A 23,952-nucleotide genomic window follows, 5' to 3' on the forward strand; every position below is an offset into this window, starting at 1 on the left:
CTCAGGGCTCCGGTGCGGATGGCCCATTCTGCTCAACCGGGCCGGAAACGCATCGACGCCGCCGGAATCGTCTCAGCGGGCGCAGAACCGCACCATCAGCCCGAGGCGGTTTCTGGGCTGGGCCAGTTCGGCCGGATCGAAGGGCGGCGCCGCTTCAGCGGCGGCCGCGCGCATCATCACCGGGCGGAAATCGTTGCCCTCCAGCTGCACCTCCAAGGGGGCCAGCCGGCTGAGGCCCACGGCTGCGGCCACCTCGCGGGCCTGGTCAAGGGCGTCCTGGTAGGCCGCCCGCAGCAGCTGGCGCCGCACCGCCGCGTCCTGGGCGCGATCGGCCTCGGTCCCCACCGGCGCCAGCCGCACCCCGGGGAGCGCCCCCACCTCCCGGATCAGGGGCTGCAGCCGCTGGGGCAGCAGCCGCCCACTCACCTGCAGGTTGGCGGTCACCGCCGCCGGCCGGCGGCGATCAGCCCCGCGCTGCCAGGTGCTCGGCGAGGTGACCCGCAGCTCCTCCACCTGGAGCTGCTGCAGGGCCTGACGCACCGCCGCCAGTCGCTCCTGCAGGCTTTGGAGGGCCCCGTCGGCCGTGGGGGCCTCCGCCTCCAGGGTTAAGGAGAAGGACAGCCGTCGCGTGGGCCGTTCCTGCTCGGCGCTGCCCCTGGCCTCCAGCAGGGTGCCCTCACAGCGCAGCTGCACCTGGGCGATGGCGGCAACGGGCCCGCTGCCAAGCGCCGCCAGGCCCAACAGGACAGCAAGGGGACGCAGGACGATCGGGCGCATGGCAGGGGAAACGGCTGGGGCCAGCCTGCTCGCCCACGGGGCCGAACGCCAGGATCGGCGGCAGGATGGGGCGATCGAAGCGCGCGCCTTGGCCCTGCTGCAGATCTGGATCGGCGCCCTGGCCGCCACGGCCGGGCTGCTGGTGCTGGCCCGCCTCTGCCGCCACCGGGCCCTTCCGTCCGTGCCGCTGCGGCTGCCGCTGCTGGCCATCGCCGCCTGGGCCCTGCTGAGTTCGCTGCCGCTGCAGGGACTGCCCCCGACCTACCGGGTGTGGGTGCTGCTCACCGATGACCTGCTGCTCACCTACGCCGCCATCCTCCTGGCGCTGTGGGCGACGCTGCAGGTGCCCGCCCACCTGGGGCTGTGGCGCCCGCCCCCGCAGTTGCTGCTGCAGCTGCTCACCCTTGGCAGCGGCGCCCTGGCCACGGTGGTGCTGGTGCGCCAGTCGGCGCGGCTGGATCTGGTGGGTCTGGTGACCACCTCCGCCGTGCTCACCGCCGTGATCGGCCTGGCCGCCCAGGAGTCCCTCAAGGACCTGTTCGCGGGCCTGGAGCTGCAGCTGGGGGACGACTTCACCGAAGGCGACTTCCTGGAGCTGGAGCAGGGGGTGCGCGGGGTGGTGGTGCAGGTGAGCTGGCGGGACACCATGCTCCGCAACATGGACGGTCAGCTGGTGGTCGTCCCCAACAGCCTCGTCACCGAGGGGGTGCTGCGCAACCTGGGCCGCTCCGGGGCCGTCAGCAACCGCTTCAGCGTCGGCCTTGACTACGACCTGCCGCCCGCCCAGGCCAGGGCCCTGCTGGAGAAGGTGGTGCTGCAGCATCCCCGGGTGCTGCGGGAGCCCTCCCCCCGCATCCGCGTCAAGGAGTTCCAGGACAGCGCCATCGCCTACGAGCTCCAGGTGTGGCAGCGGGAGCTGGGGGACGGCGCCATCGGCGACCTGCGCAGCGACCTGCTCGAGCAGATCTGGTACGCCCTGGCCCGGGAAGGCCAGAGCATCCCCTTCCCGGTGCGGGAGCTGCAGCCGCGCCGCTCCCGGGAGCGGCTGCAGCTCCCCGCCCGGCCCTCCCCCCAGCTGTGCTGCCAGACCCTCGGCAGCGCGGGCATCTTCACCGACCTGAGCGCCGAGCAGCTCGAGACCCTGGTGGACGGCAGCCATCTGGTGGCCTATGGCCCCGGCGAGGCGGTGGTGCAGGAGGGGGCCGAAGGGCGCTCGATGTTCCACGTGCTGCGGGGGACCGTGGAAATCCTCAAGGAGCTGGAGCCCGGCCACACCGTGGCCGTACGCCGGCTGGGGCCGGGGGAGGTGTTCGGCGAAATGACGCTCTTCCTCGACGCCCCGCGCAGCGCCACGGTGCGGGCCACAGAGGAATGCCTGCTGCTGGAGGTGGATCGCGACAGCATCAGTGGCCTGCTGGAGGAGAATCCCGACCTGCTGGAGCGCTTCGCCGCCATGGTCCAGGAGCGCCAGGCGGAACTGAGAAGCCTCGACCGCGAACAGCACACGGAACGCTCCAATGCGTTGCTGGACACCATGAAGCGGCTCTTCTTCGCCTTCAAGGGCAGCTGATGAATCGCGGAACCCCGCCCGGCTCCAAGGCGACGCGATGGCTGGCGCGGCTGAGGGCGCTCCATCTGGCCGATGGCCTGCGCTCGCTCGTCCCCTACGCCGCCGCCGGCCTGCTGCTGCTGGCGCTGCAGCGCAGCCCCGTCAACGAAACCCTCAACCTGCTGCTCTACGACCTGATCACCAGCCTCCGTCCCGCTCCGCCCGGCACGGACAAGCCGATCACGATCATCGGCATCGACGAATCGGACCTCGCCGCCTACGGCTTTCCCATCGACGACCGGGTGCTGTGCGAGGCGATCGACCGGCTGATCGCCGGAGGGGCGGTGGCGATCGGCCTCGACATCTACCGCGACCAGGGGGTAGGCCCCGACCAGGCCTGCCTGCGCGAAAGGTTCCGCACCGATCCACGCCTCGTCTCGATCTTCAACGTGGCCGAGGCCATCGGCCCGGTGCCGGGCACCCCGGCCGATCGGCGCGGGTTCAACGATCTGGTGCTCGATGCGGACGGGGTGATCCGCCGCGATCTGGTGCATGTGGCGGGGCAGGACGAAGCCACCGTCTCCCTGCCCCTGCGCCTGCTGGAGGTGGGCAAGGGCCAGCGCAGCCTGCGGCAGCGGCTCGAGAAGGGGAGTGAACCGGGACCCTGGCTGGAGCCGGCGTCGGGGGGCTACGACCAGCTCGATGCCGCCGGCTTCCAGCAGATGCTGTCGTTCCACCGGATCGGCAGCTTCCACCTCTGGAACCTCCAGGATGTGCTCGGCCGCCGGCTGATCCCCGCCGACCAGATCCGCGGCCACATCGTGCTGATCGGCAGCACGGCGCCGAGCCTGCGGGACCTGTTCCCGGTGCCCCACACCCGCTCCGCCCTCGGGGCGAAGCAGTTGCTGGTGCCTGGGGTGGAGATCCACGCCCACCGCCTGGCCGGCCTGATGGATCGAACTGTGGCCGGCGACCCGCGGCGGCTGCGCACGCTGCCCGGCTGGATGGAGCGGCTCGCCGAAATGGTGGCGGTGGCGCTGGGGGTCGCGCTGGGGGAAGCCTTCGTGCTCTTGCGCCGCAGCGTGATCGTGGTGGGGCTCGTGGCGGTGCTGATGGTCGGTGGCGCGGTGCTGCTTCTCTACAACTTCGTCTGGGTCGGGCTGAGCCTGCCCCTCACCGGTCTGATCGCCATGGCCGGTGCGGCCTGGGTGCGCCGGGGCGCCTCCAGCCAGAAGCAGCGCCAGCAGATCGAGCGGCTGCTGGGCCAGACCACCTCCCCGGCCGTGGCGCGCCAGCTCTGGAACCAGCGCGATGGGCTGCTCAGCGACGGACGCTTCGAGGGGCGACAGCTGCCGGTCACGGTGCTGATGTCGGACACCTGCCAGTTCACCAGCGTCTCGGAGCAGCTCACCCCCGGGCAGCTGCTCGACTGGCTGAACCGGGGCATGGCCCTGTTCGTGCCCGCGATCACGCGGCGGGGCGGGATGGTCAACAAGTTCACCGGCGACGGTCTGCTGGCGGTCTTCGGGGCCCCTCTGAGCAGCGGCGAGGAGGCCGATGCCAAGGCCGCCATCGACGCCGCCCTGGCCATCCAGCGCGCCGTCGCCAGCCTCAACGAGGAGCTCCAGAAGGAGGGGCTGCCGGCGATGGGGCTGCGCATCGGCGTCCATTCCGGGGCCGTTCTGGCTGGATCGATGGGCAGCAGCGAACGGCTGGAGTACGCCGTGATCGGTGATGCCGTGAACTGCGCCGCCCGATTGGAGAGCCTCGACAAGGAACGTCAGACGAATCTCTGCCGGGTGCTGGTGTCCTCCAGCACGGTCGATCTGCTGCCCAAGGGCCTGCCCCTGGAGTGGCTCGACTGGGGGGCGATCAACGTCAAGGGGCGCACCGAACCCCTGCGCATCTGGGAGCTCCGGGGTGGCCTCAGACGGGACAGCGCACTGGAATCCGCTCGGGCCACTGGGCCGTGATCAGATCCGACAGTCCGAAAGCGGTGCCGACCTCCTCGCGGGGCACGCTGGAGCCACAGGAGCGATGGAGCTTCGCCAGGGACGCCTGCACGGCCCCATCCTCCTTGGAGGCATCGGACACCAGCAGGCTGAGGGCCGGCGGTGATTCGGCGGCCACGAAGTTGAGCGGATCGGCGGAGGTGGCGGTCGCCGCGGCCCCAGGGCAGAGGTAACTCGACTCCCACATCGTCGGCACCTTCACCGAGGGCAGGCTGATCAGGGTGATGCCGGGGCCGGAAGCCGGCAGCACCCGGCGCTGGCCGGAGGCCATCGAACCGTCGGCGGTGCCGCGGCCGCTCAGCGGGCGGAAGGTGATCTCCAGCGGACTGGGGGAGGCGCTGGGGCCTTCCAGCAGGCCCAGAAAGCGGTCCTTGCCGGGGGCGAAGACGCTGCTGGCCGGCACCAGGTGGGCCAGCAGGCGGCTGGAACAGTCACCGCGGGTGCCTCCGCCGACCCGGCGCCCCGGGAAGCTCTTGCGCAGATCGCTCTGGGCCTGCGCCTGGAGCGGCTCCAGTGCCACCAATGGGGCCAGGGCCAGGAGCCCGGCCGCCAGGGCCATGCCAGCGGTCCATCGCTTCATGACCACTTTCAGCGAGAACACGGTCTTCATGATCACAGATGACGTCAACGATTCATGACAACCAGAAACCTGGCGATGCCTGACGGATCGCCAGCCAGGCCCAGAGGAGCTTGGTGATGATGTGTAACGCCTGATCAAACGACAGGCTCCAAAGACGCCGGCATTTGCCGAAGTCAATCAACAGATGCACGCCCCACTCTGCCACACCCAAAAGAGGGGACTGGGTGATCACTCCCACCAGACATCCATGGATGGCGGCATGGGAGGTGAGCCACCAACCCCAGCCGAGGGTCACACCGCAGCCAGGGCATTTCTCCCGGGCCATGCGATCGCTCTGGAGTCCAAAATCCCCGACGAAATGGGCCATCGCCAGCATCAGAAAGACGTTGAGGACAGCAGGAAGATCAGGCACTGAATCAAAAACCGGGATGACCGGAGGGGCTTGTCAGGGGAGGCAGGGTGAAGGACCCGGGTCACGGCAGCCGTTGGCCTTGGCTCACCATGGAGTCCCGATCAATTGAACCCCGGCCCAGAAGTAGGGATGGATCACGCCTGCCGCAATCCGACGCCGCTGGGATGGACTCAGCGCCGTGAGAAGGGGAACGCCATCGGATCCAATGACCTTATCGCCTTCCAGCCGCACCTTGCCAGTGGCCATGGCCTGGCGCGTGGCCCGCAGGGCTTCGGCTTTCTGCATCCCCTGGTCGAGATAGCGATAGAGCTGCAGAAAATAGGCGGAGGTGGCGACATCATCGACGTACCAGAGCGTGCCGATGGCACTGCGGGATCCCGCCTGCAGGGCCAGGCCGGCGAATCCGAGCTCGCTGTCGCTGTCACCCAGGGCCGTGCGGCAGGCGCTGAGCACGAACAGTTCCAGCGGGCTGCCGCTGCGCTGCTGGCGAAGGCGGGCGAACTCCTGCAGGCTCACCGAGCCGGTGCCGGTGTAGATGCGGGCCTGGGAGGGGCCACCGGGCATGAATTCGGCATGGGTGGCCACGTGCAGGCGCTCGTAGCGCGGGTCAGCCGCCCGGCTCAGCAGCACCTCCGGGGAAAAGCTCCTGTTCAGGAAACGGTCGACTCCCACCCCTTCCGGGATGCCGGCCAGTTCCTCGGGCACCAGGGGCAGGGGGCTGAGTGCCTCGAACTCTGAGGCGCCCGCCGCCAGCACCCGCCCGCGGGTCTGGCGCGGAGGACCGAAGGAGGTGAGGTTGAGGGACGGGGTGATCGAGAAGCCGTAGCGATCTCCGAAATAGCTGGTGCCGTCGTGGAGCGCCGCGAAGGGAAGACCCTGGAGGCCCCGGTCGGCGACGATCACCAGGGTGGTGATGCCCTTGGCCCGGAGTTCGGCGGCGATGGGCTCGATCACGGCCCGGTGGATCTGCCGGGACGGTGCGTCAGGGTTGTCCACCTGGAGGGGCTCCAGGCGGGCCAGCTGTCGGTAGAGCGCCCGCAGCTGGTCCCCGAACCGTTCCCTCGAGAGCTCGACGCGCTTGCCGACGGGGGCCCCCCTGCGGCTGAGCAGGATCAGATCGAGGAACGAGTTGGCCGGCTTCGACCCGGCGGTGGCGGCCTCGGGTTCCTGGCCTGCGGCTGGTTTCGGATCCTGGCCGGACGCCTGCTTCTCTTCGGTGAAGGACACCATCAGCACGGCCGGATTGAAGCGATCGTCCTCCCTGTCCCCCTTCTGGGAGGCCTTGCTGAGCAGCTGCTGCAGTTCCTCAAGACGCAGGGTGCCGCCGGAGTCCCCCGCCATTCCCACGTCCCCCAGGGTGCGGCGCACGTCCTCGGTGCGCTGCTGATCGCCGTCGGTGATCGCCGCGGCCACCAGGGCCGGGGCCAGGGTGGTGGTGGTGGCCGTGAGGGGGCCGGGCACCGGCACCGGCCCGCCGGGGAGACTGAAATCGGCCTCCGAGAGGTTCACCGCCAGGGCTTCGGAACCCACCCCGCTTCGACTGCTGCTGAGGGTGGAGCCGAAGGGGGTCGTCTGGGTCGAAGGGAAGAGGCGATAACCGAGATCGGGCACGAGGAACGACGGGCTCGACGGGGAGAGCGGTGAAGGGACGTCCGGGGCCGTGACCGACCGGGCGGAAGCCGGGGTGAGCGGCGAAATGGGGGGGACGGGCGGGGTGGGGGTGACGGGGGTGACCGGGGGGCGGGGGGTGATCGGGGGATCGGGCGGTGCGGGGGGTGGCGGCGGCGTCGCCGCCAGATTGCCGCCGAAGCTGACCGGCAGCAGCGGATCGCCGGTCATGACGATGCCCCCGAGGGTGAAGCCGGTTGCCAGGGAAATCTGTCCGGGGTCGAAGGCGCCGGTGAGGCTGCGGGCCCGGATCAGGTCGAAGGGGGTGATGACCCCCACGACCGGCGGCGACACCACTTCCAGCGCCCCGCCGAGCAGGGTGTCACCGAAGACGGAGAGCTGGTCGGCGGTGGAGAGATCGAACAGGAGCCGGCTGTTGGGCTCCAGCGTGAGGGTGCGGGCGCGAAGCTGCAGCGATCCGACCGGATCGAGCGATGCCACCGGTGCCCCCGGCAGCAGGGCGGTTCCGTTGCTGAACGTCCCCAGGCCGCTGCCCACCTCGATCAGGCCGGATCCCTGGATGGTTCCTTCATTCCGAAAGGTGGCGCCATTGATGCGCAGGCGCGACGAACCGTTGCCCTGCAGGTCGATCGAGGCACCGGGCGCGACGGCCGCGCTCTGCAGGTCGAGGCTGGAGCCGGGGGCGATCACGATCGATCCGGCGTTGTCGAGGACCGCCAGCCGATTGGCCCCCGTCAGCTGAAGCTGGGCCCCGCTCTGCACGGCCAGATTCGGGCCATCGACTGTGGCCTGGTTGAGCGCGAGGGTCGCCCCCGTGGCGACATTGATCCGGGTGGTCTTGACGGGGGTGGAATCGGTGACCGTGCCGCGGTCAATGCCGCTGCTCCGGGCCGAAGGACCGATCTGCAGCAGCGCCGTCGAGAAGGCCGTGACATTGCGGCCGGGCCCTTGGAAGTAACGCCTGGAGACATCCAGAACGGCCCCCCTGGAATCATTCAGGAGTGACAGTTGGATGGCGCCAAAACTTGTGGGGCTCCAGAAGAATTCTCCGGTGCGAACGGTGCCCGAACGAAGCATGAACGGCTCGAAGGCTCCCGTCAGCTCGATGTTGCCGTCGATCCGCGATGCCCCCTGGAGGATCCGCAGGGTTCCGGTGTTGATGTCCACCGCGCCCTTCTGCCAGCTGATGGCTCCCACGGGGAGGGAGGGATCGGCCCCTTTCTGATACCAGAGATTGACATCCAGCCTCCCGGTCGCGGAGGTGTTCGAGAAGGCTGCGGGATCCGCGCCAGGAACATGGATCAGAATGTTGCCATCGGCACGCAACTCCAGGGTGGCGTTCGCCCCGGCCGTCTTCTCGACCGGGGCCAGAAGGGAGATGGTCCCCGACTGGGTCCCGGCGGGATCGGTCGTGTCCACGATCACCGTCTGGCCGCCGTTGAGGGCGGTGTTGATCAGCCCCACATCGATCGGCGACGCGGAGCCCGGCAGTCCGCCACCGGAACCGCCGGGAGGGGAGCCGCCGCCGGATCCGGTGGGAACGATGTCGATGTCGCGGGGGTCGATCAGCCAGGTGCCGCCCCGCCCCCGCGCCGCCGACAGATCCGGGGCGGTGGAGAGCGCCAGGCTGCTGGCCGAGGTTTCGACGAAGCCGCCATCGCCGCCCTGGGGACCGCCCCTGGCGCTGATGACGCCCTGGACATCGGCCCGCTGCTTGCCCAGAATCTCAATCCTCCCGCCCGGGCCCGTGCCGTTGGCATCGGCCCGCAGGCTGGAGCCAGCCATGGCGACCCGTTCCCCGGACAGCCGGATGCTGCCGCCGGCCGGACCGGACACCTCCACCGTGCTGTCCTGAAGCGAGACCCCCTGCCCCTGCAGGGCCACGGTCCCCCCGGGCGCCTGCAGCCGGGCTCCCCCCAGCAGCACATGGCCACCCTGGGCATCCAGCAGCAGGCCGCCATCGACGGTGAGCAGGCCGCCGTCGATGGCCAGATCCCCCTGGGCGGAAAGACCCAGCTGAGCCAGGGTGGCCGGATCGGTTCCGAGGCCGGCCGCACCCAGGGCCGGGGGCCCCGCCAGGGAGGCGGCCCCGGCGGCCGTGGTGCCGAGCACGTCGAAGCGCCCCTCGCCCACCCGCAGGCTGGTGGCGGTCGTCAGGTTGAGTTGCTGGACATGGCTGAACGTGCCCGCTCCACTGAGCCGGATGCCCCCCGGGGAGAGCCAGACCAGATTGGCCCGTTCGCTCAGGGTGACGGCCTTGTCGATGAAGCTGCCCAGGGGGTGGGTGACCCCCACCATCACGTTGCGGTGCCCAGCCACATCCAACGTGACGCCCGTGATGCCGCCGCGGGTGTCGAAGGCGGAGAAACGGTGATAGAGGTTGGCCCCGGCGGACGTGCCCCCCCGGACCGCACAGGCACCGCTGAAGCAGCTGCCGCCGAGTTGGCCATTCACCACACTGCCGAGTCCGAGGATCCCACCCGTGGCGGTGATTTCACCGGCGGCGGCCGGGGAGGCCAGCAGACCCAGCACAACCGTGAGCCCCAGCGGCGCAAGCCGCCGCCGCCGTTGCATCAGCCATGGGGGACAAAAAGAGCGAAACCCACCCAACTCGCCGATGAGAAAGTAGTCGTTGTTACTCAAAATTGGACCCACTCTCCGCCGTGGCGGGTAAGTTCCCTAGGCGTCGATGGCCGAACCACTTGCAGGGTCACTTGCGGAGTCATCATTCACGCCTCGGGGCGCGTCAGGTGTTGCGTCAGCTGTTATTTAGCCTGATCTCACCGATCCATCAGCAAGCTACCAGCCTGTCTTTCTGAGCGGGAACTCGGCCCACCCTGAATGCTCCTCCTTCTCGCCCAGCTGGTGGCCCCGCCGCTGCAGGATGGCCCGATCCGCCTTCCGGGCCCGCCCCGCCAGCTCGAGCGGCCCGCTCCCGCCGAGACCCAGCCGGCCCCTCCGGTCGACCTTCGCCCCCTGGGGACCCCCGCCCCCCAGCCCGGCGGCGGCACTGGTCCCGCCGCCCCGGAACCGGCCCCCCAGCCCCCCACCCCCCAGGCACCGGCCGCCCTGCCGGAGATCCGCGGGCTGACGCTCTACAGCCCCGAGCAGGTGGGCACGATCCTGGCCGAATGCAGCCGCATCGCCGCCCCCAGCGAGCGGCTCAAGGCCTGCGCGGTGGCCCTGAGCACCCGGCTCGTCTTCGACGGGTACGTCAGCAGCCGGGTCTATGTGGTGAGCGACCCGGCGCCGGGCTATCTCGATGTGGTGGAGGGGCGTGTGGTCGGCATCCAGGTGTCCGGCAGCGATGCCTGGCTGAACCGACGCGTCGAGAGGTTGTTGCGCCCCCTGCGGGGCCAGATCCTGCGCCTGTCGACGGTGGAGCTTCAGTTGCAGTTGCTCAAGCGGCAGCCGGGCATCGAGAGCGTGCGGGGGACGCTGGCGCGGCTGGGCAGCGATCCCTCCGAAGGGGTGTTCCGCGTCGCCGTGGAGCCCTCGGCGGAGCCCTGGCAGGGGGATCTGGCGCTGCGCAACGACGGCACCAGCGGTTCGGGGGAGTTCCGCGCCGTGGCCACACTGCTGAAGCCGAGCCTGCTGCGGCGCGGGGACACCCTGCTGGTCTACGGCGAGCTCGATGCCACCGACACCCCCGAACTGGGCGCGGCCATCGCCTCCCTCAGCTACACCTACCCCCTGGGCGACAGCGTCAGCCTCACCGGGGGCCTCGGCTTCAGCCGCCGCAACCTGGTGGAACTGCCGGCCCCCGCCGACGGGTTCTCCACCAGCCAGTACCAGGCCCTGGCCCAGTTCGAGTGGGTGTTTCGCGAATCCCTCAGCCAGCGCTGGAGCCTCTTCGCCGGCTACAGCAACAGCCGCAGCAACATCTACGAGCAGGGCAGCGCCCTGCCGGCCTCCGTGCCCGCCAGCATCCGCGCCCCCGCCGGCGGTTATCTGCGCCTCGGGGTCAACGGAGCCGGCGGCGGACGCCACAGCAGCTGGAGCGGCAGCGCCTACCTGCTGCAGGGGGTCGCCGCGGCGACCCCGACCGTCCAGCGCCAGGAACTGGCCGAAGCGGGCATCGCCGCGGGCCGGGCCACCGCCATCGGCGGCCTCCTCTCCGGCTCCTGGACGGTCTCGCCCCGCTGGCAGGTCAACCTGCGCACCGCCGCCCAGCTGGCCTTCGCCCCGCTGACCTCGTCGATGCAGTTCACCCTCGGCTCCGATGTGGGGCTGCGCGGGCTGCCCGGCCAGCTGATCAGCGGCGACAGCGGCTGGCTGGCCAGCACCGAAGCGGTCTGGACCTTCTGGGACAGCAAGACCAGCGCCCTCCAGCTCGTCCCCTTCATCGGGGCCGGCGGCATCCGCACCAGCTTCAGCGGTGGCACCTTCGGCGACACGGTGGGCTCCGGCGGGCTGCTGCTGCGCTGGCTGGCCAGCAACCACTGGTCGGTGGAGCTGGGCTGGGCCGTGCCCTTCTCCACCACCGACAACCTGGGCCCCTGGAACGACTGGCTGCTGGGCCAGGGGCTCTACACCCGGGTGAACTACCGCTTCTGAGCCTGAGCCAGCGAGCGTCAGCCCCCAGCCAGCTGGACCGCCAGCTGACGGCGGGCCTCCGCCAGGGCCCCATCGAGGGCGGCGCCGTCCCGTCCCCCCGCCTGGGCCAGCTGGGGCCGGCCACCGCCGCCGCCGCCGCAGAGCCGGGCGATGCCGCCGATGAACGCCCCCGCCTTGGCTCCGGCGGCCACCACCGTGCCGCCAAAGGCCGCCACCAGGATCACCTTGCCCAGCTCCGCCGGGTCCGGCAGGCCGCCGAGCACCACGGCCGCCCCCTCCCCGAGCTGCTGCTGCAGGCGCTGGGCCGCCTCCTGGAGGCCGGCGCCATCGACACCATCGAGGCGCTCCACCAGCAGTCGATGGGAGCCGAGGGCTTCGGCCCGCTCCGCCAGGGCGCTGGCCTTGGCCGCCGCCAGGGCCCCCCGCGTCGCCGCCAGCTCCTTGAGGGTCGCCCGCAGCTCCTCGGCCTGAAGGGCCACCCGCTCGAGGATCTCGCCGGGCTGGGCCTTGAAGCGGTCGGCCAGCTCGCGCACCACCCGGTCGCGCTCCCGCAGATAGGGGAGCAGGGCGGGCCCCGCCACCGCCTCGATGCGGCGGATGCCCGCCGCCACCCCCGTCTCGGCGACGATCCGGAACAGGCCGATCTCGGCGGTGTTGGCCACGTGGGTGCCGCCGCAGAGCTCCATGGAGACGCCGGGCACGTCCACCACCCGCACCACCTCGCCGTACTTCTCACCGAACATGGCCACGGCGCCGGCGGCACGGGCCCGTTCCAGGGCCATCTCGGCCACCTCCAGGGGGTGGGCCTCGGCGATCCAGCCGTTGACCAGGTCCTCGATCTGCTCCAGCTCGTCCGGGGTCAGGGCCCGGGGGCAGTGGAAGTCGAAGCGCAGCCGGTCGAAGTCCACCAGGGAACCCGCCTGGGAGACGCCGTCATCCACGACCTGCTTCAGGGCCGCCTGCAGCAGGTGGGTGGCGGTGTGGTGGGCCTGGGCGCGGCGGCGGCAGCTGCGATCCACCCGGGCCTGCACCACGTCGCCCACCGCCAGACGGCCGCGCTCGATCCGGCCGCTGTGCACGAACACGCTGCGGTTGCGACTCACCGCCTCGATGGCCACGATCAGGCCCGCCCCGACCCCGCCGGCCCCTTCCCCGGCCAGCAGCATGCCCCGGTCGCCCACCTGGCCGCCCGATTCGCCGTAGAAGGGGGTGCTGTCGAGCACGATCTGAACCGCATCGCCGGCGGCGGCGGCGGTGGCCGGTTCTCCGTTCACCACCAGGGCCAGCACGCAGGCCGCCTGGTCGAGGGCCTCGTAACCGCGGAAGTCGGTGGGCTCAAGGGCGCCGGCCACCTGCTCGATCGCCCCCTGCAGGGTGAGGTCGATGCTCACAGCCGCCGCCTTGGCCCGCTGCCGCTGGCGCTCCATCGCCGCCTCGAAGCCATCCAGATCCACCGTCAGGCCGTGCTCCTCGGCGATTTCCTGGGTGAGTTCCAGGGGAAAGCCGTAGGTGTCGTAGAGCTCGAAGGCCGCATCGCCGCCGATGCGCTCCGGCCGGGCCGCGAGCACCTCGGCCAGCAGCTTCTCGCCGCGCTCCAGGGTGTCGAGGAAGCGGGCCTCCTCGCGCACCAGCTCGGCCAGAATCACCGTGCGGCGCTCCGGCAGCTGGGGATGGGCCGCGGCCATCAGCTCGATCGCCGCCTCCCCCATGGCCGCCAGGAAGGGGCGATCGATGCCCAGCAACCGGCCATGGCGCACCACCCGACGCAGCAGGCGGCGCAGCACGTAGCCCCGGCCCAGGTTGGAGGCGGTGACGCCGTCGGCGATCAGCTGGGTGATGGCCCGGCTGTGGTCGCCAATCACCTTGAGGGAGGTCTGGGCGCGGCTGTCGAGGGCGCGGTAATCAACTCCCGCCAGGGCGGCGGCGGCTTCCACCAGCGGATAGATCAGATCGGTCTCGTAGTTGTTCGGCACCTGCTGCAGGATCTGGGCCATGCGCTCCAGACCCATGCCGGTGTCGATGCTGCGCCGGGCCAGGGGCGTGAGGGTGCCGGCCGCGTCGCGGTTGTACTGCATGAACACCAGGTTGTAGAACTCGATGAAACGGCTGTCGTCCTCCAGGTCGATGCCGTCGTCACCCCGTTCCGGGTGGAAGTCGTAGTAGATCTCCGAGCAGGGGCCGCAGGGACCGGTGGGGCCGGAGGCCCAGAAATTGTCGGCCTCGTCCATGCGGATGATCCGCTTCGGATCCACCCCCACGGCGTCACGCCAGAGGGCGGCCGCCTCGTCGTCCTCCCGGAAGACGCTGACCACCAGATGGGCGGGGTCGAGGCCGAACACTTCGGTGGTGAGCTCCCAGGCCCAGGCGATCGCCTCCTCCTTGAAGTAATCGCCGAAGGAGAAGTTGCCCAGCATCTCGAAGAAGGTGTGGTGCCGGGCTGTGCGGCCCACGTTCTCGATGTCGTTGGTGCGGATGCACTTCTGGCTGCTGGTGGCCCGGGGCGCCGGTGGTGGGGCCTGGCCGAGGAACACCGGCTTGAACGGCAGCATGCCGGCGATGGTGAGCAGCACCGTGGGGTCGTCGGGCACCAGGGAGGCGCTGGCCATCCGCCGGTGCCCCCGCGCCTCGTAGAACGCCAGGAAGGCCTCCCGGATCTCGGCTCCGCTGCGGGGCCTGGGGCGGGTGGGATCGGCAGCCATCACGACAACGCAGGGAGAGGTCCTGGGACAGGCATGATCGCCCAGCGCGGGGGCCCGGCGGGAGCTCAGTAGTGCTCCATCAGCGTGAGCTGGACGCTCGTCTGGCTGAGCTTGGCGCCGATGTCGCAGGTGAGCGCCTTCAACAGGGCGATCACCACGTCGGGATGGCTGGCGCTGAGCTCCTCGAAGGCGTCGCGGTGCAGCACCCAGCACGCGCCGGGCTGGGTGGCGGTGATGTCGGCGGTGCGGGGCGTCTGGGCCACGAAGCCGATCTCGCCGAAGCAGAGCCCCGGACCGAAGGTGGCCAGGCGGGTGGAATGGCTGAGCCCGTCGCCGGTCCTGATGTCGAGGGCGATGTCGAAGGAGCCGGAACGCACCAGGAACAGCTCGTCGCCGGGATCCCCCCGGCGGATCACGACATCCCCGGCGGCGAAGGACCGCCTGACCATGCGATCCACCAGGATCCGCCGATGCTCCTCGCTCAGGGCGGCCAGGACACCCTGCTCCGTCAGGCCATCTGCGGCGCCGTTCTCCGCATCGACCACCGGGGCGTACCAGCTCAGCAACAGGTTCTCGGCCGCCTCGAGGGCCGAATCCAGGTGCGCGTAGGCATCGATCCGATCGCTGATGGTCCAGTCGGATCTGGTCACCAGGGGCAGCCGGCCGGCCCGCGACAGCAGAATCTCCACCCCCTGATCCTCCAGGGCACAGAGCTGGCGATCCAGCAGCCCCGAGGACTCCATCGGGCACTCGGTCACGTGGGCCAGATCGAGGATGAGCACGCGCACGTCGCCGCTGAGCCGCACCAGCTCGGCGGCCAGCTGCTCGATGCCGCCGAAATCGAGCACCCCCTGCACATGGATGATGCGCACCTCATCACGATGGGGCGCCAGGATCTCCAGCTCCCGCTCGCTGCGCCAGCGGCGCGATTTCCGCTGGGAGCCGTGATACGACCGCCGGATGGTGGCATCGGCCTGGAAATACTGGTTGAACAGGCTCAGTCCCACCCCCGCCGAGAGCTGGCGGCAGACCGCCACCCCCCGCACGCTGTTGCCGAAGTTGTCGAGGGGCGGTGAATAGGTGGCGATGCCGAGCCGTCCCGGGATCACCGCCAGGACCCCGCCGGCGACCCCGCTCTTGGCGGGGATGCCGACGTCATGGAGCCACTGGCCGGCGAAGTCGTACATGCCGCACGTGCCCATCAGCGCCAGCACCCGCACGGTGATGTCGTGGGAGAGGGGCTGGCCGCCGGTGAAGGGATTGCGGCCCTGGCAGGCCAGGGTCGCGGCCATGACAGCCAGGTCACGGCAGGTGACGCCGATGGCGCACTGGCGGAAGTAGAGATCGAGGGCCGGCTCCGGATCCGACTCGATGATGTTGAAGTTGCGCAGCAGGTGGCCGATGGCGCGGTTGCGGTGGCCCGTCTCCTTTTCCGAGCGATAGACGGCCTCATGGATGGACAGGCGCCGGCCGGCCAGCTCGGCGAAGTAGTCCAGCAGCAGATCGACGGCGCCACTGGGGTCGGCGTCGCAGATCTGGGCGGAGGCCGCGATCGCCCCGGCGTTGATCATCGGGTTGCGGGGCTTGCCCGAATCCGGATCCAGGCTGATGGCGTTGAAGGCTTCCCCGGACGGCTCCACGTCGATCTTGCTGGCCATGAAGTCGAAGGAGAGCGTCTTCAGGGCCAGGGCATAGATGAAGGGCTTGGAGATCGACTGGATCGTGAACTCCTTCCTGGTGTCGCCGATCTCGTAGATCCGCCCGCCCGAGGTGGCGATGACGATGCCGAAGTCGTCGGGACAGGCCTTGGCCAGCTCGGGGATGTAGTCGGCCACCCGCCCCTCCCGGACCCCGGAGAAGGAGGCGTGCAGCTCGCCGAGCAGCTCCTGGATGACGTTGGCGTGGGGTTGGTCAGGCATTGGGCCCCAGCAGGGCGTCCAGATCGACCGCATCGATCTGGTCGGCAGCCATGAAGCGCTGCGCGTAGGTGCGGTACACCCCGGATCGCAGGAAGAGGTCGAACAGGTCCGCATCGATGCGGCCCCGATCCCGCAGAGCGGCCAGGATCGCCAGGGACTGGGACAGGGGCATGCCTCGTTTGTAGGGCCGATCGGCGGCGGTGAGGGCCTCGAAGATGTCGGCGATGGCCAGAATCCGGGCCGGGATCGACAACTGCTCCGCCCCCAGCCCCCGAGGGTAGCCGCGGCCGTCGAGGGTTTCGTGGTGCCCCCCCGCGATCTCCGCGACGCGGGCCAGGGAGGGGGGGAAGGCCATGCTCTCCAGCATCACGATCGTGTGGATCATGTGCTCGCGGATCTTGTAGATCTCCTCGGGGGTGAGGGTGCCCCTGGCCACCGTGAGGTTGTAGAGCTCGCCGCGGTTGTACAACAGCTCCGGCACCGCCAGGTTGAACCCCCAGCGGGCCTCCGGCACCTGCTCGGGCGGCCGGGGGATGCGGTGGTGGGGGGCGTCGCTGAGCAGGGATTCGCGGACGGGCAGGGGCGGCGGCGGCCCGCCGTACCGGGTCTGCTCCTCCCAGCCCAGGCCGATCCGGTCGTCGAAATGGCGCCACCAGGTGCGCTCCGCCAGCCGCCGGAGCTGGGCGAGATCCTCCGGATCGGTGCCTTCACTGCCGAGGTTGCAGCGGGCCACGCAGGCGAAATCGTTCTGCAGCTCCTGCTCCAGCCGGGCGTAGTCCTGCTGGAGGGCGTCCGGATCACCGCCGGCCAGCAGACCCTCGAGCATGGCGATGCGTCCATCCCGGAGCAGCACCTCGAAGCGGGTGCGGATCTCGTGGAGCCGGTTGACGGGGGCGTCGAGCTTGGTGGCCTTCTCCACCACCGCCTCGGGGGTCACGATCTTGCCGCAGTCGTGCAGCCAGGCCGCGGTGCGGAACTCCCGGCGCTCCGCGTCTCCCTTGAAACGGAAGGGGGCCAGCGGCCCCTCCTGGGTGGCCTCGGCCGCTTCCGCCAGCAGCAGCGCCAGCTCCGGCACCCGGGAACAGTGGCGGCCGGTGTGGGAACTGCGGGCATCGATCGCTCCTGCCAGCAGGGCGATCATCGAATCGATCTGCCGCTGCTGCCCCTCCAGGGCCTGGGTGCGCTCGACGCACACGGCCGCCAGGGCCGCCAGGGCCTCGATCAGCTGCTGATCCCCGGCGTCGTAAGGGCGCACCAGCGAGGGGGCCGTTTCAGGAGTGAGCAGCGAGGAGGGCTCCCGCTTCCTGTTGATCAGCTGCATCACCCCCACCACATCCCCGGCCATGGTCCGCAGCGGCACCACCAGCATCGAGACGGCCCGATAGCCCATGCGGCGGTCCAGTTCGGCGTCGAAGCGGTAGGGACGGTCCGCGGGAATCGCGTAGACATCGGGCAGGTTGAGCGGCTCGCCGTGGAGGGCCGTCCAGCCCACCAGCCGCTCGGGGGTGATCGGGAAGCGCACATCCAGCAGGCTGGCGTCGATGCCGGCGTCGCCCGCGGCCAGGGAGCTGTTCTGGAAGGCGGTGAACCAGAGCCGCTTCTCCCCCTTCTCCTCCTCCACCAGGTAGATGCTGCCGGCGTCGCTGAGGGTGAGATCCCTGGAGCTGGAAAGGATCTGCCGCAGCAGGGCCGGCAGGTTGACCGCTCCGCTGATGGCGGTGGCGATCTGGAGCATCTCCGGCAGCGCGCGCCGTGCCTGGTGGGCATCGGAGGCGTGCGGTGGCGGATGGGCGGCGCTCAAGGGGGTGGCCAACCGTGGTGGGGGTCCGTTTCCTGCCCGGAGGCCGTGAAACGGGACTGGGGGAAGGGAAACACCGGAAGGCCGTCACCGCAACAGCGGCCTCCGACCATGACGAAGCAATTGGGGCGGATCGTCGTTCTGACGGGCGAGGCTGTGCGTTGGAAAGCCGCTCTGCGCGCTGACACGCTGCACTGGCCTCTGTCACTGAATAATGTAAGCCTGCCGGTGGCCAGGCATGATCGGGCCATCGCCATGGCCTTGCCGTTGACCCAGGCGTCCGACGATTCCCGTGCCCGTCTGCGGCTGCAGTCCCTGTCGTGGGCGCTGCTGGGCGGACTCGCCGCTGCCCTGATCGGACTGCCGGCCGGCCTGGAGAGTGGGCTGCGGTCCGGGGGCTGCGGCTTTTTCTACGGCCTGCTGGCCTTCCACCTCCAGCGGGTCGATCCGGATGACGATCACCTGGCCGCCGGTCTGGTGGGGGCGGTCTGCGGCATCCGCAGCCTCGGAGGGCCCGTGGCGACCACCTCCCTGGCCCTGCCGGTCCCGGCGATCCATTCCCTTCTGCACCAGCCCCTGGCCAGAGAGGCGGTCAGCGGGATTCTCGAGCTGCTGCGCGGCTGGCTGCCGCTCTGGCTGCCCCTGATCGGCAGCGCCCTGGTGCTGCAGGCCGCCCAGCGCCTCCTGCCGGCCCTGCGGCCATGAGCCTGCTGCATGCCACCTGGCTGTTTCCGCCGGAAGGGGCCGGGGGCCGGCTGCTGCTCTGGGCCGACACCTGGAGGGTCGCAACTCCGGTGGCGCCGCTGCGCACCGTTGCCGACCATCCCCTCTCCCTCAGCGTCGACGATCTGGGCGCCTGGCTGGATGACCATGGCCTCTGGTCGGAGGCCTTCCGGCCGGCGGAGGCCCAGCTGACCCTGCCGAGCCGCAGCCAGGGGGCCCGGGGCCGCCGCAAGGCGGCCAGCGAGGGCCTGGCGGCCTGGAGCGGTCTGCCGCTGCAGGCGGGCGAACCGATCCCCAAGGAGGTGCAGTGGTGGCCCTGGCGGGTGGAGGGCCTGGCCCTCGATCCTGCGGGGGCGGGCGAATGGCTCGCCGGCCTGCCCCTCTCCGGCGACGATCCAGGACTGGCTGACGATCTGCGCTGGTGGAGCCATCTGGAGCGCTGGGCCCTGAGCCTGATCGCCCGCGGTCGCTGGCTGCCCCAGGTGGAGGAGGACCGGGCCCGCTGGCTGCCCCTGCTCAACCGGGAGGGGGACAGGCGACGGCTCGAGGAACTGGCCATCCGGTTGCCCCAGGTGGCCACCTGCGCCATGGCCCCCGGGGCGCCGGGGGAGGGGGGGCTGGCCTGCCGTCGACCCGGCAGCGGCCGGCTGCGGGTGGCCAGCCTGCTGGAGGCACTGCTCGACGGCCAGCTGCGCGCCGGCTTCCGCCCCCCCGCCGAGGGGCTCGATCCCCTGCTGGGGGCCTGGCAGAAGGCCCTCGGCCCCGGCCCCGGCCGGCTCGAACTGGACGAGGAGGAGCGGGAGCGGCTGGCGGTGGCCACCCACCACTGGCGCGAAGCGGTGGCAGGACGGGTCGCCCCGGCCCGGGCCTGTCTGGAACTGTTCACCCCCGAGGAGGGCGAGGAGCTCTGGGAGCTGCGCTTCTCCCTGCAGGCGGAGGCCGATCCCAGCCTGCGGATGCCGGCACGAACGGTCTGGAATGCAGGCGACGGCAGGCTCCAGCTGGGTGAAGTGGACGTGGCCGAACCGGGCCAGCTGCTGCTGGAGGGCCTGGGCCGGGCCCTGCAGGTCTTCGAACCGATCGGGCGGGGCCTTGATGCGGCGGCCCCGGAAACCATGCAGCTCACCCCGGCCGAGGCCTTCGTGCTGGTGCGCACCGCCGCCGCCCAGCTGCGCGACGTGGGGGTGGGTGTGGTGCTGCCCGCCAGCCTCAGCGGGGGCCTGGCCAGCCGGCTGGGGCTCGCGATCGAGGCGGAGCTGCCGGAGCGCTCCCGTGGCTTCTCCCTGGGGGAAAGCCTGCAGTGGTCGTGGGAGCTGATGATCGGCGGGGTCACGCTGACCCTGAAGGACCTGGAGCGCCTCTCCTCCAAGCGCAGTCCGCTGGTGCAGCACAAGGGGGCCTGGATCGAGCTGCGGCCCAGCGATCTGAGGAACGCCGAGCGCTTCTGCGCCGCCGATCCCAACCTCAGCCTCGACGATGCCCTGCGGCTGACGGCCAGTGACGGCGACACCCTGATGCGGCTGCCGGTGCATCGCTTCATTCCCGGGCCCCGGCTGAGCGCCGTCCTGGAGCAATACCACCAGCAGAAGGCCCCCGATCCCCTGCCGGCTCCGGAAGGCTTCGCCGGCCAGCTGCGGCCCTACCAGGAGCGGGGCCTGGGCTGGCTGGCCTTCCTGCACCGCTTCGACCAGGGGGCCTGTCTGGCCGACGACATGGGCCTGGGCAAGACCGTCCAGCTGCTGGCTTTCCTGCAGCACCTCAAGGTGGAGCAGGAACTGAAGCGCCCCGTCCTGCTGGTGGCCCCCACCTCGGTGCTCACCAACTGGAAGCGAGAGGCGGCGGGGTTCACGCCGGATCTGGAGGTGCGCGAGCACTACGGTCCCCGCCGGCCCTCCACCCCCGACAAGCTGGCCAAGGCCCTGGAAGGGGTGGATCTGGTCCTCACCAGCTATGGGCTGCTGCAGCGCGACAGCGAACTGCTGGAGAGCATCGACTGGCAGGGCGTGGTGATCGACGAAGCCCAGGCGATCAAGAACCCGGCGGCCAAGCAGAGCCAGGCGGCCCGCGACCTGGGCCGTCCCGGCAAGCAGGGCCGCTTCCGCATCGCCCTCACCGGCACCCCGGTCGAGAACCGGGTGAGCGAACTCTGGGCCCTGATGGACTTCCTCAATCCGCGGGTGCTGGGGGAGGAGGGCTTCTTCCGCCAGCGCTACCGGCTACCGATCGAACGCTACGGCGACATGAGTTCCCTGCGGGATCTCAAGGCCCGGGTGGGACCCTTCATCCTGCGGCGCCTCAAGACCGACCGCTCGATCATCTCCGACCTGCCGGAGAAGGTGGAGCTGCGCGAATGGGTGGGCCTGTCGGCGGAGCAGACGAAGCTCTACCGCAAAACCGTGGACGAGAGCCTCGAGGCCATCGCCCGCGCTCCCCTCGGCCAGCGTCACGGCCAGGTGCTGGCCCTGCTCACCCGGCTCAAGCAGATCTGCAACCACCCGGCCCTGGCCCTCAAGGAGAGCGCGGTGGACAACGGCTTCGCCGGCCGCAGCGGCAAGCTGCTGCGGCTGGAGGAGATCCTCGAGGAGGTGATCGAGGCGGGCGACCGGGCCCTGCTGTTCACCCAGTTCGCCGAATGGGGCCACCTGCTCAAGGTCTACCTGGAGCAGCGCTGGCGCCAGGACGTGCCCTTCCTGCACGGCGGCAGCAGCAAGACCGACCGCCAGGCGATGGTGGACCGCTTCCAGGAGGATCCCCGCGGCCCCCAGCTGTTCCTGCTCTCGCTCAAGGCCGGGGGGGTGGGTCTCAACCTGACCAGGGCCAGCCATGTGTTCCACATCGACCGCTGGTGGAACCCCGCCGTGGAGAACCAGGCCACCGACCGGGCCTACCGGATCGGCCAGACCAACCGCGTGCTGGTGCACAAGTTCATCACCAGCGGCTCGGTGGAGGAGAAGATCGACCGGATGATCGAGGAGAAATCCAGGCTCGCCGCCGACATCGTCGGCAGCGGTGAGGAATGGCTCGGTGGCCTGGAGGTGGGCCAGCTGCGGGACCTGGTGGCCCTCGAGGAGAGCTGAGCGATCGGCGCGGCGTGGGGCCTCAGCGGCGGGCGAGGGTCACGTCGCCGGGCTGGGGGAGCTCCGTCGTCTTCCCCATCACCGGCAGCAGCAGGGGCAGGGCGGCGACCGAGGGAGGCTGGCCCATGCGGCGCAGCCAGCGGTAGTGGGAAGCCACGCCAGCCAGGAAGGACGGGTGGGTGCGGAAGGGAACCTGGCAGTCGCGGCAGGTCTGCTCGACGATGGCGGAGATCTGGGGGTAGTGGATGTGGCAGATCTGGGGGAACAGGTGATGTTCCACCTGGTAGTTCAGGCCCCCCAGCAACCAGCTCAGCAGGCCGTTGGAGCGGCTGAAGTCCACGGTGGTGGCCAGCTGATGGTCGGCCCAGGGCCCCATGGCCCGGCTGGCGGGGTCGGCCATGGGGAAGTCGGCCTCCTCCACGCAGTGGGCGAGCTGGAACACCACGCTCAGGACGATGCCCTGCACCATCGCCGTCACCACGTAGCAGGCGATCACCGCGCCAGCGGGATGGAATTGCAGGGGCACGACGAACGCCAGGGAGAAGAAGATCGCCTTGCCGGCCAGGAACACCACCCAGTCGGCGGGGCCCAGGCGCGGCAGGGAGCGGTCACCGCGGCCGCGGCCGGCCAGATCGGCGAAGTCGTCGAAGAACTGCCACTTGATGGGCAGCATCCCGTACAGCGGCCAGAGGTACAGGTGCTGCCAGCGGTGCCACCAGCGGTGGGGCTGGTGGGGGGAGAGCCGACCGATCAGCCCGAGGTTGATGTCGTCATCGTGGCCGGCGATGTTGGTGAAGGTGTGATGCAGCCCGTTGTGTTTGTGGGCCCAGATCAGGGAACTGCCGCCGAGCAGATCGAGGGTCATGGCGGCGGCCCGGTTGATCCAGCGGTGGCGGGAGTAAGCACCGTGGCCGCCGTCGTGCTGGATGTTGAAGCCGATGGCAGCGATCGCCAGGCCAAGAACGGCCGAGAGGGCGATGGCCCCCGGGGCATTGTCGACCCGGAAGACCAGCAGCCAGTAGGTGAGGGCGAACCAGGTCAGGATCACGGCCGATTTGGTCACCATGGCCGGCACATCACGCCGTTCCTGCCCGGTGGCCTCGAAGTAGTCCTGAACCCTTGCCCTCAGAAGACTGTGAAAACCTTCGCCGGCGCCGAACGTGATGCGATTCAAGGACTCCACGCCCTGCGTCGGGACAACCTAGGCCAGTGGGCCCGGCGGGCGTCAGGATGGGCGGCGTGAGGCCGGCGGCATGACCAGCTCCTTCCCCGGCGCCTCCGGCGCCATCACCACCCAGCTGGGCCAGCAGGGCCTGGGGCAGCAGCCCTGGTGGGTGGAACAGTGGATGGAGCTGATCCATTCCTACCGGTTCAAGAAGCGCCTGGAGCGTGCCTGGACCTATGCCCGCGAGGGGAACGTCGTCTCGATCCGCTTCGAGGGCCGGCGGGTTCACGCGCGGGTGCAGGGCACCGACCCGGATCCCTACAAGGTGAAGCTCTGGCTCGACGTGCTCAACGACGAGGACTGGGGCTACGTGCTGGAAGCCCTGAGCCAGAAGGCCCGCTGGTCGGCCCAGCTGCTGGCGGGGATCATGCCCGCCGACATCGAGAGGGCCTTCGCCGCCAGCGGCAAGCGGCTGTTCCCCTTCAAGTTGCAGGAGGTGCGCAGCGAGTGCAGCTGTCCCGACAAGGCCAACCCCTGCAAACACATCAGCGCCGTCTACTACCTGATGGGGGACCGCTTCAGCGAGGACCCCTTCGTTCTCTTCCAGCTGCGGGGCCGCACCCGCAGCCAGCTGCTGGGCGACCTGGCCAAGCGCCGCCGCGAGGGGGTGGCCGCCCCGCTGGAGCACGCCCCCCATCCGACCCATCCCGCCATCGTCGACCCGGCCCGCTGGTGGCGCTACGACGCTCCCCTCGACCCCGATCTGGTGGTGATCACCCCGGCGATGGAGGGGGAATCGGGCCTCGATGGCGCCGGACCCCTGCCCCTGGCGGAGGAGCCCCGCTTCCCGGAGGCCAACCGGCTCTTCCTTGAACGACTCAAGGCCCACGGGACGGCCATGGCCCAGCAGGCGATGGTGCGGGCGATGGCCACCGGCAACGACACCGATGCCTGAGGGACCGAGGGGGCCGGTTTAAGGCATTGTTAAGTTCATGGGGATGGGGTGAATGCCTTATCACCTCCTGCTAAGTTTTCGGGCGTTGGTCGCTCACCTC

Annotated in this window: 14 protein-coding genes; 6 read left to right on the forward strand and 8 right to left on the reverse strand. The window is 70.4% G+C overall.

The features are described from left to right. Nucleotides 1-72: 72 nt before the first annotated feature. Nucleotides 73-777, reverse strand: a complete 705-nt coding sequence (locus tag VB738_RS01020) for an SIMPL domain-containing protein (protein WP_323303962.1) — start codon at nt 775-777, stop codon at nt 73-75. Here VB738_RS01020 and VB738_RS01025 point away from each other — a divergent pair. Both VB738_RS01025 and VB738_RS01030 read left to right on the forward strand, forming a co-directional pair. Continuing rightward, a complete protein-coding gene (locus VB738_RS01025; protein WP_323303963.1) occupies nt 776-2,347 on the forward strand; it encodes a mechanosensitive ion channel family protein in 1,572 nt (523 codons plus the stop codon). The two genes, VB738_RS01020 and VB738_RS01025, sit on opposite strands and share 2 nt — an antisense overlap. Then, on the forward strand, nt 2,347-4,299 hold the full coding sequence (locus VB738_RS01030) for a CHASE2 domain-containing protein (RefSeq protein WP_323303964.1): 1,953 nt from the start codon (nt 2,347-2,349) through the stop codon (nt 4,297-4,299). Before VB738_RS01025 ends, VB738_RS01030 begins: the two co-directional genes overlap by 1 nt. Here VB738_RS01030 and VB738_RS01035 read toward each other — a convergent pair. From VB738_RS01035 to VB738_RS01045, 3 genes are all read right to left on the reverse strand, one after another. Further along, on the reverse strand, nt 4,253-4,948 hold the full coding sequence (locus tag VB738_RS01035) for a hypothetical protein (RefSeq protein ID WP_323303965.1): 696 nt from the start codon (nt 4,946-4,948) through the stop codon (nt 4,253-4,255). The genes VB738_RS01030 and VB738_RS01035 overlap by 47 nt on opposite strands. Before the next feature lie 22 nt (nt 4,949-4,970). Then, nucleotides 4,971-5,330, reverse strand: a complete 360-nt coding sequence (locus VB738_RS01040) for a DUF3307 domain-containing protein (RefSeq protein WP_323303966.1) — start codon at nt 5,328-5,330, stop codon at nt 4,971-4,973. A gap of 84 nt (nt 5,331-5,414) precedes the next feature. Then, nucleotides 5,415-9,533 carry a CHAT domain-containing protein gene (locus VB738_RS01045; protein ID WP_323303967.1) on the reverse strand — a complete coding sequence of 1,373 codons (4,119 nt, stop codon included), beginning with the start codon at nt 9,531-9,533 and terminating at the stop codon, nt 5,415-5,417. Between the two features lie 267 nt (nt 9,534-9,800). Between VB738_RS01045 and VB738_RS01050 the strand changes: the two genes are divergently transcribed. Next, the gene (locus tag VB738_RS01050; protein ID WP_323303968.1) at nt 9,801-11,516 is read left to right on the forward strand and encodes a ShlB/FhaC/HecB family hemolysin secretion/activation protein; all 1,716 of its coding nucleotides are present in this window, start codon (nt 9,801-9,803) and stop codon (nt 11,514-11,516) included. Nucleotides 11,517-11,533: 17 nt separating this feature from the next. Here VB738_RS01050 and alaS read toward each other — a convergent pair whose 3' ends face one another. The 3 genes from alaS to VB738_RS01065 all read right to left on the reverse strand — a co-directional run bounded on the left by alaS (nt 11,534) and on the right by VB738_RS01065 (nt 17,947). Then, complete coding sequence (gene alaS, locus VB738_RS01055; protein ID WP_323303969.1) at nt 11,534-14,215, reverse strand: alanine--tRNA ligase; 2,682 nt, start codon at nt 14,213-14,215, stop codon at nt 11,534-11,536. Nucleotides 14,216-14,280: 65 nt separating this feature from the next. Continuing rightward, complete coding sequence (gene glsA / locus VB738_RS01060; protein ID WP_323303970.1) at nt 14,281-16,134, reverse strand: glutaminase A; 1,854 nt, start codon at nt 16,132-16,134, stop codon at nt 14,281-14,283. Then, the gene (locus VB738_RS01065) at nt 16,127-17,947 is read right to left on the reverse strand and encodes an HD domain-containing phosphohydrolase (protein ID WP_323303971.1); all 1,821 of its coding nucleotides are present in this window, start codon (nt 17,945-17,947) and stop codon (nt 16,127-16,129) included. The genes glsA and VB738_RS01065 overlap by 8 nt, the downstream gene beginning before the upstream one ends. 240 nt (nt 17,948-18,187) lie before the next feature. On the opposite strand from VB738_RS01065, the gene VB738_RS01070 reads away from it, so the two are divergent. Together VB738_RS01070 and VB738_RS01075 are read left to right on the forward strand one after the other, a co-directional pair. Continuing rightward, nucleotides 18,188-18,637 carry a hypothetical protein gene (locus VB738_RS01070; RefSeq protein ID WP_323303972.1) on the forward strand — a complete coding sequence of 150 codons (450 nt, stop codon included), beginning with the start codon at nt 18,188-18,190 and terminating at the stop codon, nt 18,635-18,637. Next, nucleotides 18,634-21,732: a DEAD/DEAH box helicase gene (locus tag VB738_RS01075; protein ID WP_323303973.1), complete on the forward strand. Its 3,099-nt coding sequence runs from the start codon at nt 18,634-18,636 to the stop codon at nt 21,730-21,732. Before VB738_RS01070 ends, VB738_RS01075 begins: the two co-directional genes overlap by 4 nt. 22 nt (nt 21,733-21,754) lie before the next feature. On the opposite strand, the gene VB738_RS01080 is transcribed toward VB738_RS01075, so the two are convergent. Continuing rightward, nucleotides 21,755-22,906: an acyl-CoA desaturase gene (locus tag VB738_RS01080; RefSeq protein ID WP_323303974.1), complete on the reverse strand. Its 1,152-nt coding sequence runs from the start codon at nt 22,904-22,906 to the stop codon at nt 21,755-21,757. A gap of 79 nt (nt 22,907-22,985) precedes the next feature. Between VB738_RS01080 and VB738_RS01085 the strand changes: the two genes are divergently transcribed. Continuing rightward, nucleotides 22,986-23,852, forward strand: coding sequence for an SWIM zinc finger family protein (locus VB738_RS01085; RefSeq protein WP_323303975.1), 867 nt, complete (start codon nt 22,986-22,988; stop codon nt 23,850-23,852). The last annotated feature ends 100 nt before the right edge of the window (nt 23,853-23,952 follow it).

It is taken from the genome of Cyanobium gracile UHCC 0139 (assembly GCF_034931325.1).
GTDB lineage: Bacteria > Cyanobacteriota > Cyanobacteriia > PCC-6307 > Cyanobiaceae > Cyanobium > Cyanobium gracile_B.

Excerpts from the sequence above, each read along its gene's own strand:
- glsA (WP_323303970.1), bottom strand. The coding sequence starts at position 16,134 with ATGCCTGACCAACCCCACGCCAACGTCATCCAGGAGCTGCTCGGCGAG.
- VB738_RS01045 (WP_323303967.1), bottom strand. The coding sequence starts at position 9,533 with ATGCAACGGCGGCGGCGGCTTGCGCCGCTGGGGCTCACGGTTGTGCTG.
- VB738_RS01020 (WP_323303962.1), bottom strand. The coding sequence starts at position 777 with ATGCGCCCGATCGTCCTGCGTCCCCTTGCTGTCCTGTTGGGCCTGGCG.
- alaS (WP_323303969.1), bottom strand. The coding sequence starts at position 14,215 with ATGGCTGCCGATCCCACCCGCCCCAGGCCCCGCAGCGGAGCCGAGATC.
- VB738_RS01035 (WP_323303965.1), bottom strand. The coding sequence starts at position 4,948 with ATGAAGACCGTGTTCTCGCTGAAAGTGGTCATGAAGCGATGGACCGCT.
- VB738_RS01085 (WP_323303975.1), top strand. The coding sequence starts at position 22,986 with ATGACCAGCTCCTTCCCCGGCGCCTCCGGCGCCATCACCACCCAGCTG.
- VB738_RS01075 (WP_323303973.1), top strand. The coding sequence starts at position 18,634 with ATGAGCCTGCTGCATGCCACCTGGCTGTTTCCGCCGGAAGGGGCCGGG.
- VB738_RS01025 (WP_323303963.1), top strand. The coding sequence starts at position 776 with ATGGCAGGGGAAACGGCTGGGGCCAGCCTGCTCGCCCACGGGGCCGAA.
- VB738_RS01070 (WP_323303972.1), top strand. The coding sequence starts at position 18,188 with ATGGCCTTGCCGTTGACCCAGGCGTCCGACGATTCCCGTGCCCGTCTG.
- VB738_RS01050 (WP_323303968.1), top strand. The coding sequence starts at position 9,801 with ATGCTCCTCCTTCTCGCCCAGCTGGTGGCCCCGCCGCTGCAGGATGGC.
- VB738_RS01030 (WP_323303964.1), top strand. The coding sequence starts at position 2,347 with ATGAATCGCGGAACCCCGCCCGGCTCCAAGGCGACGCGATGGCTGGCG.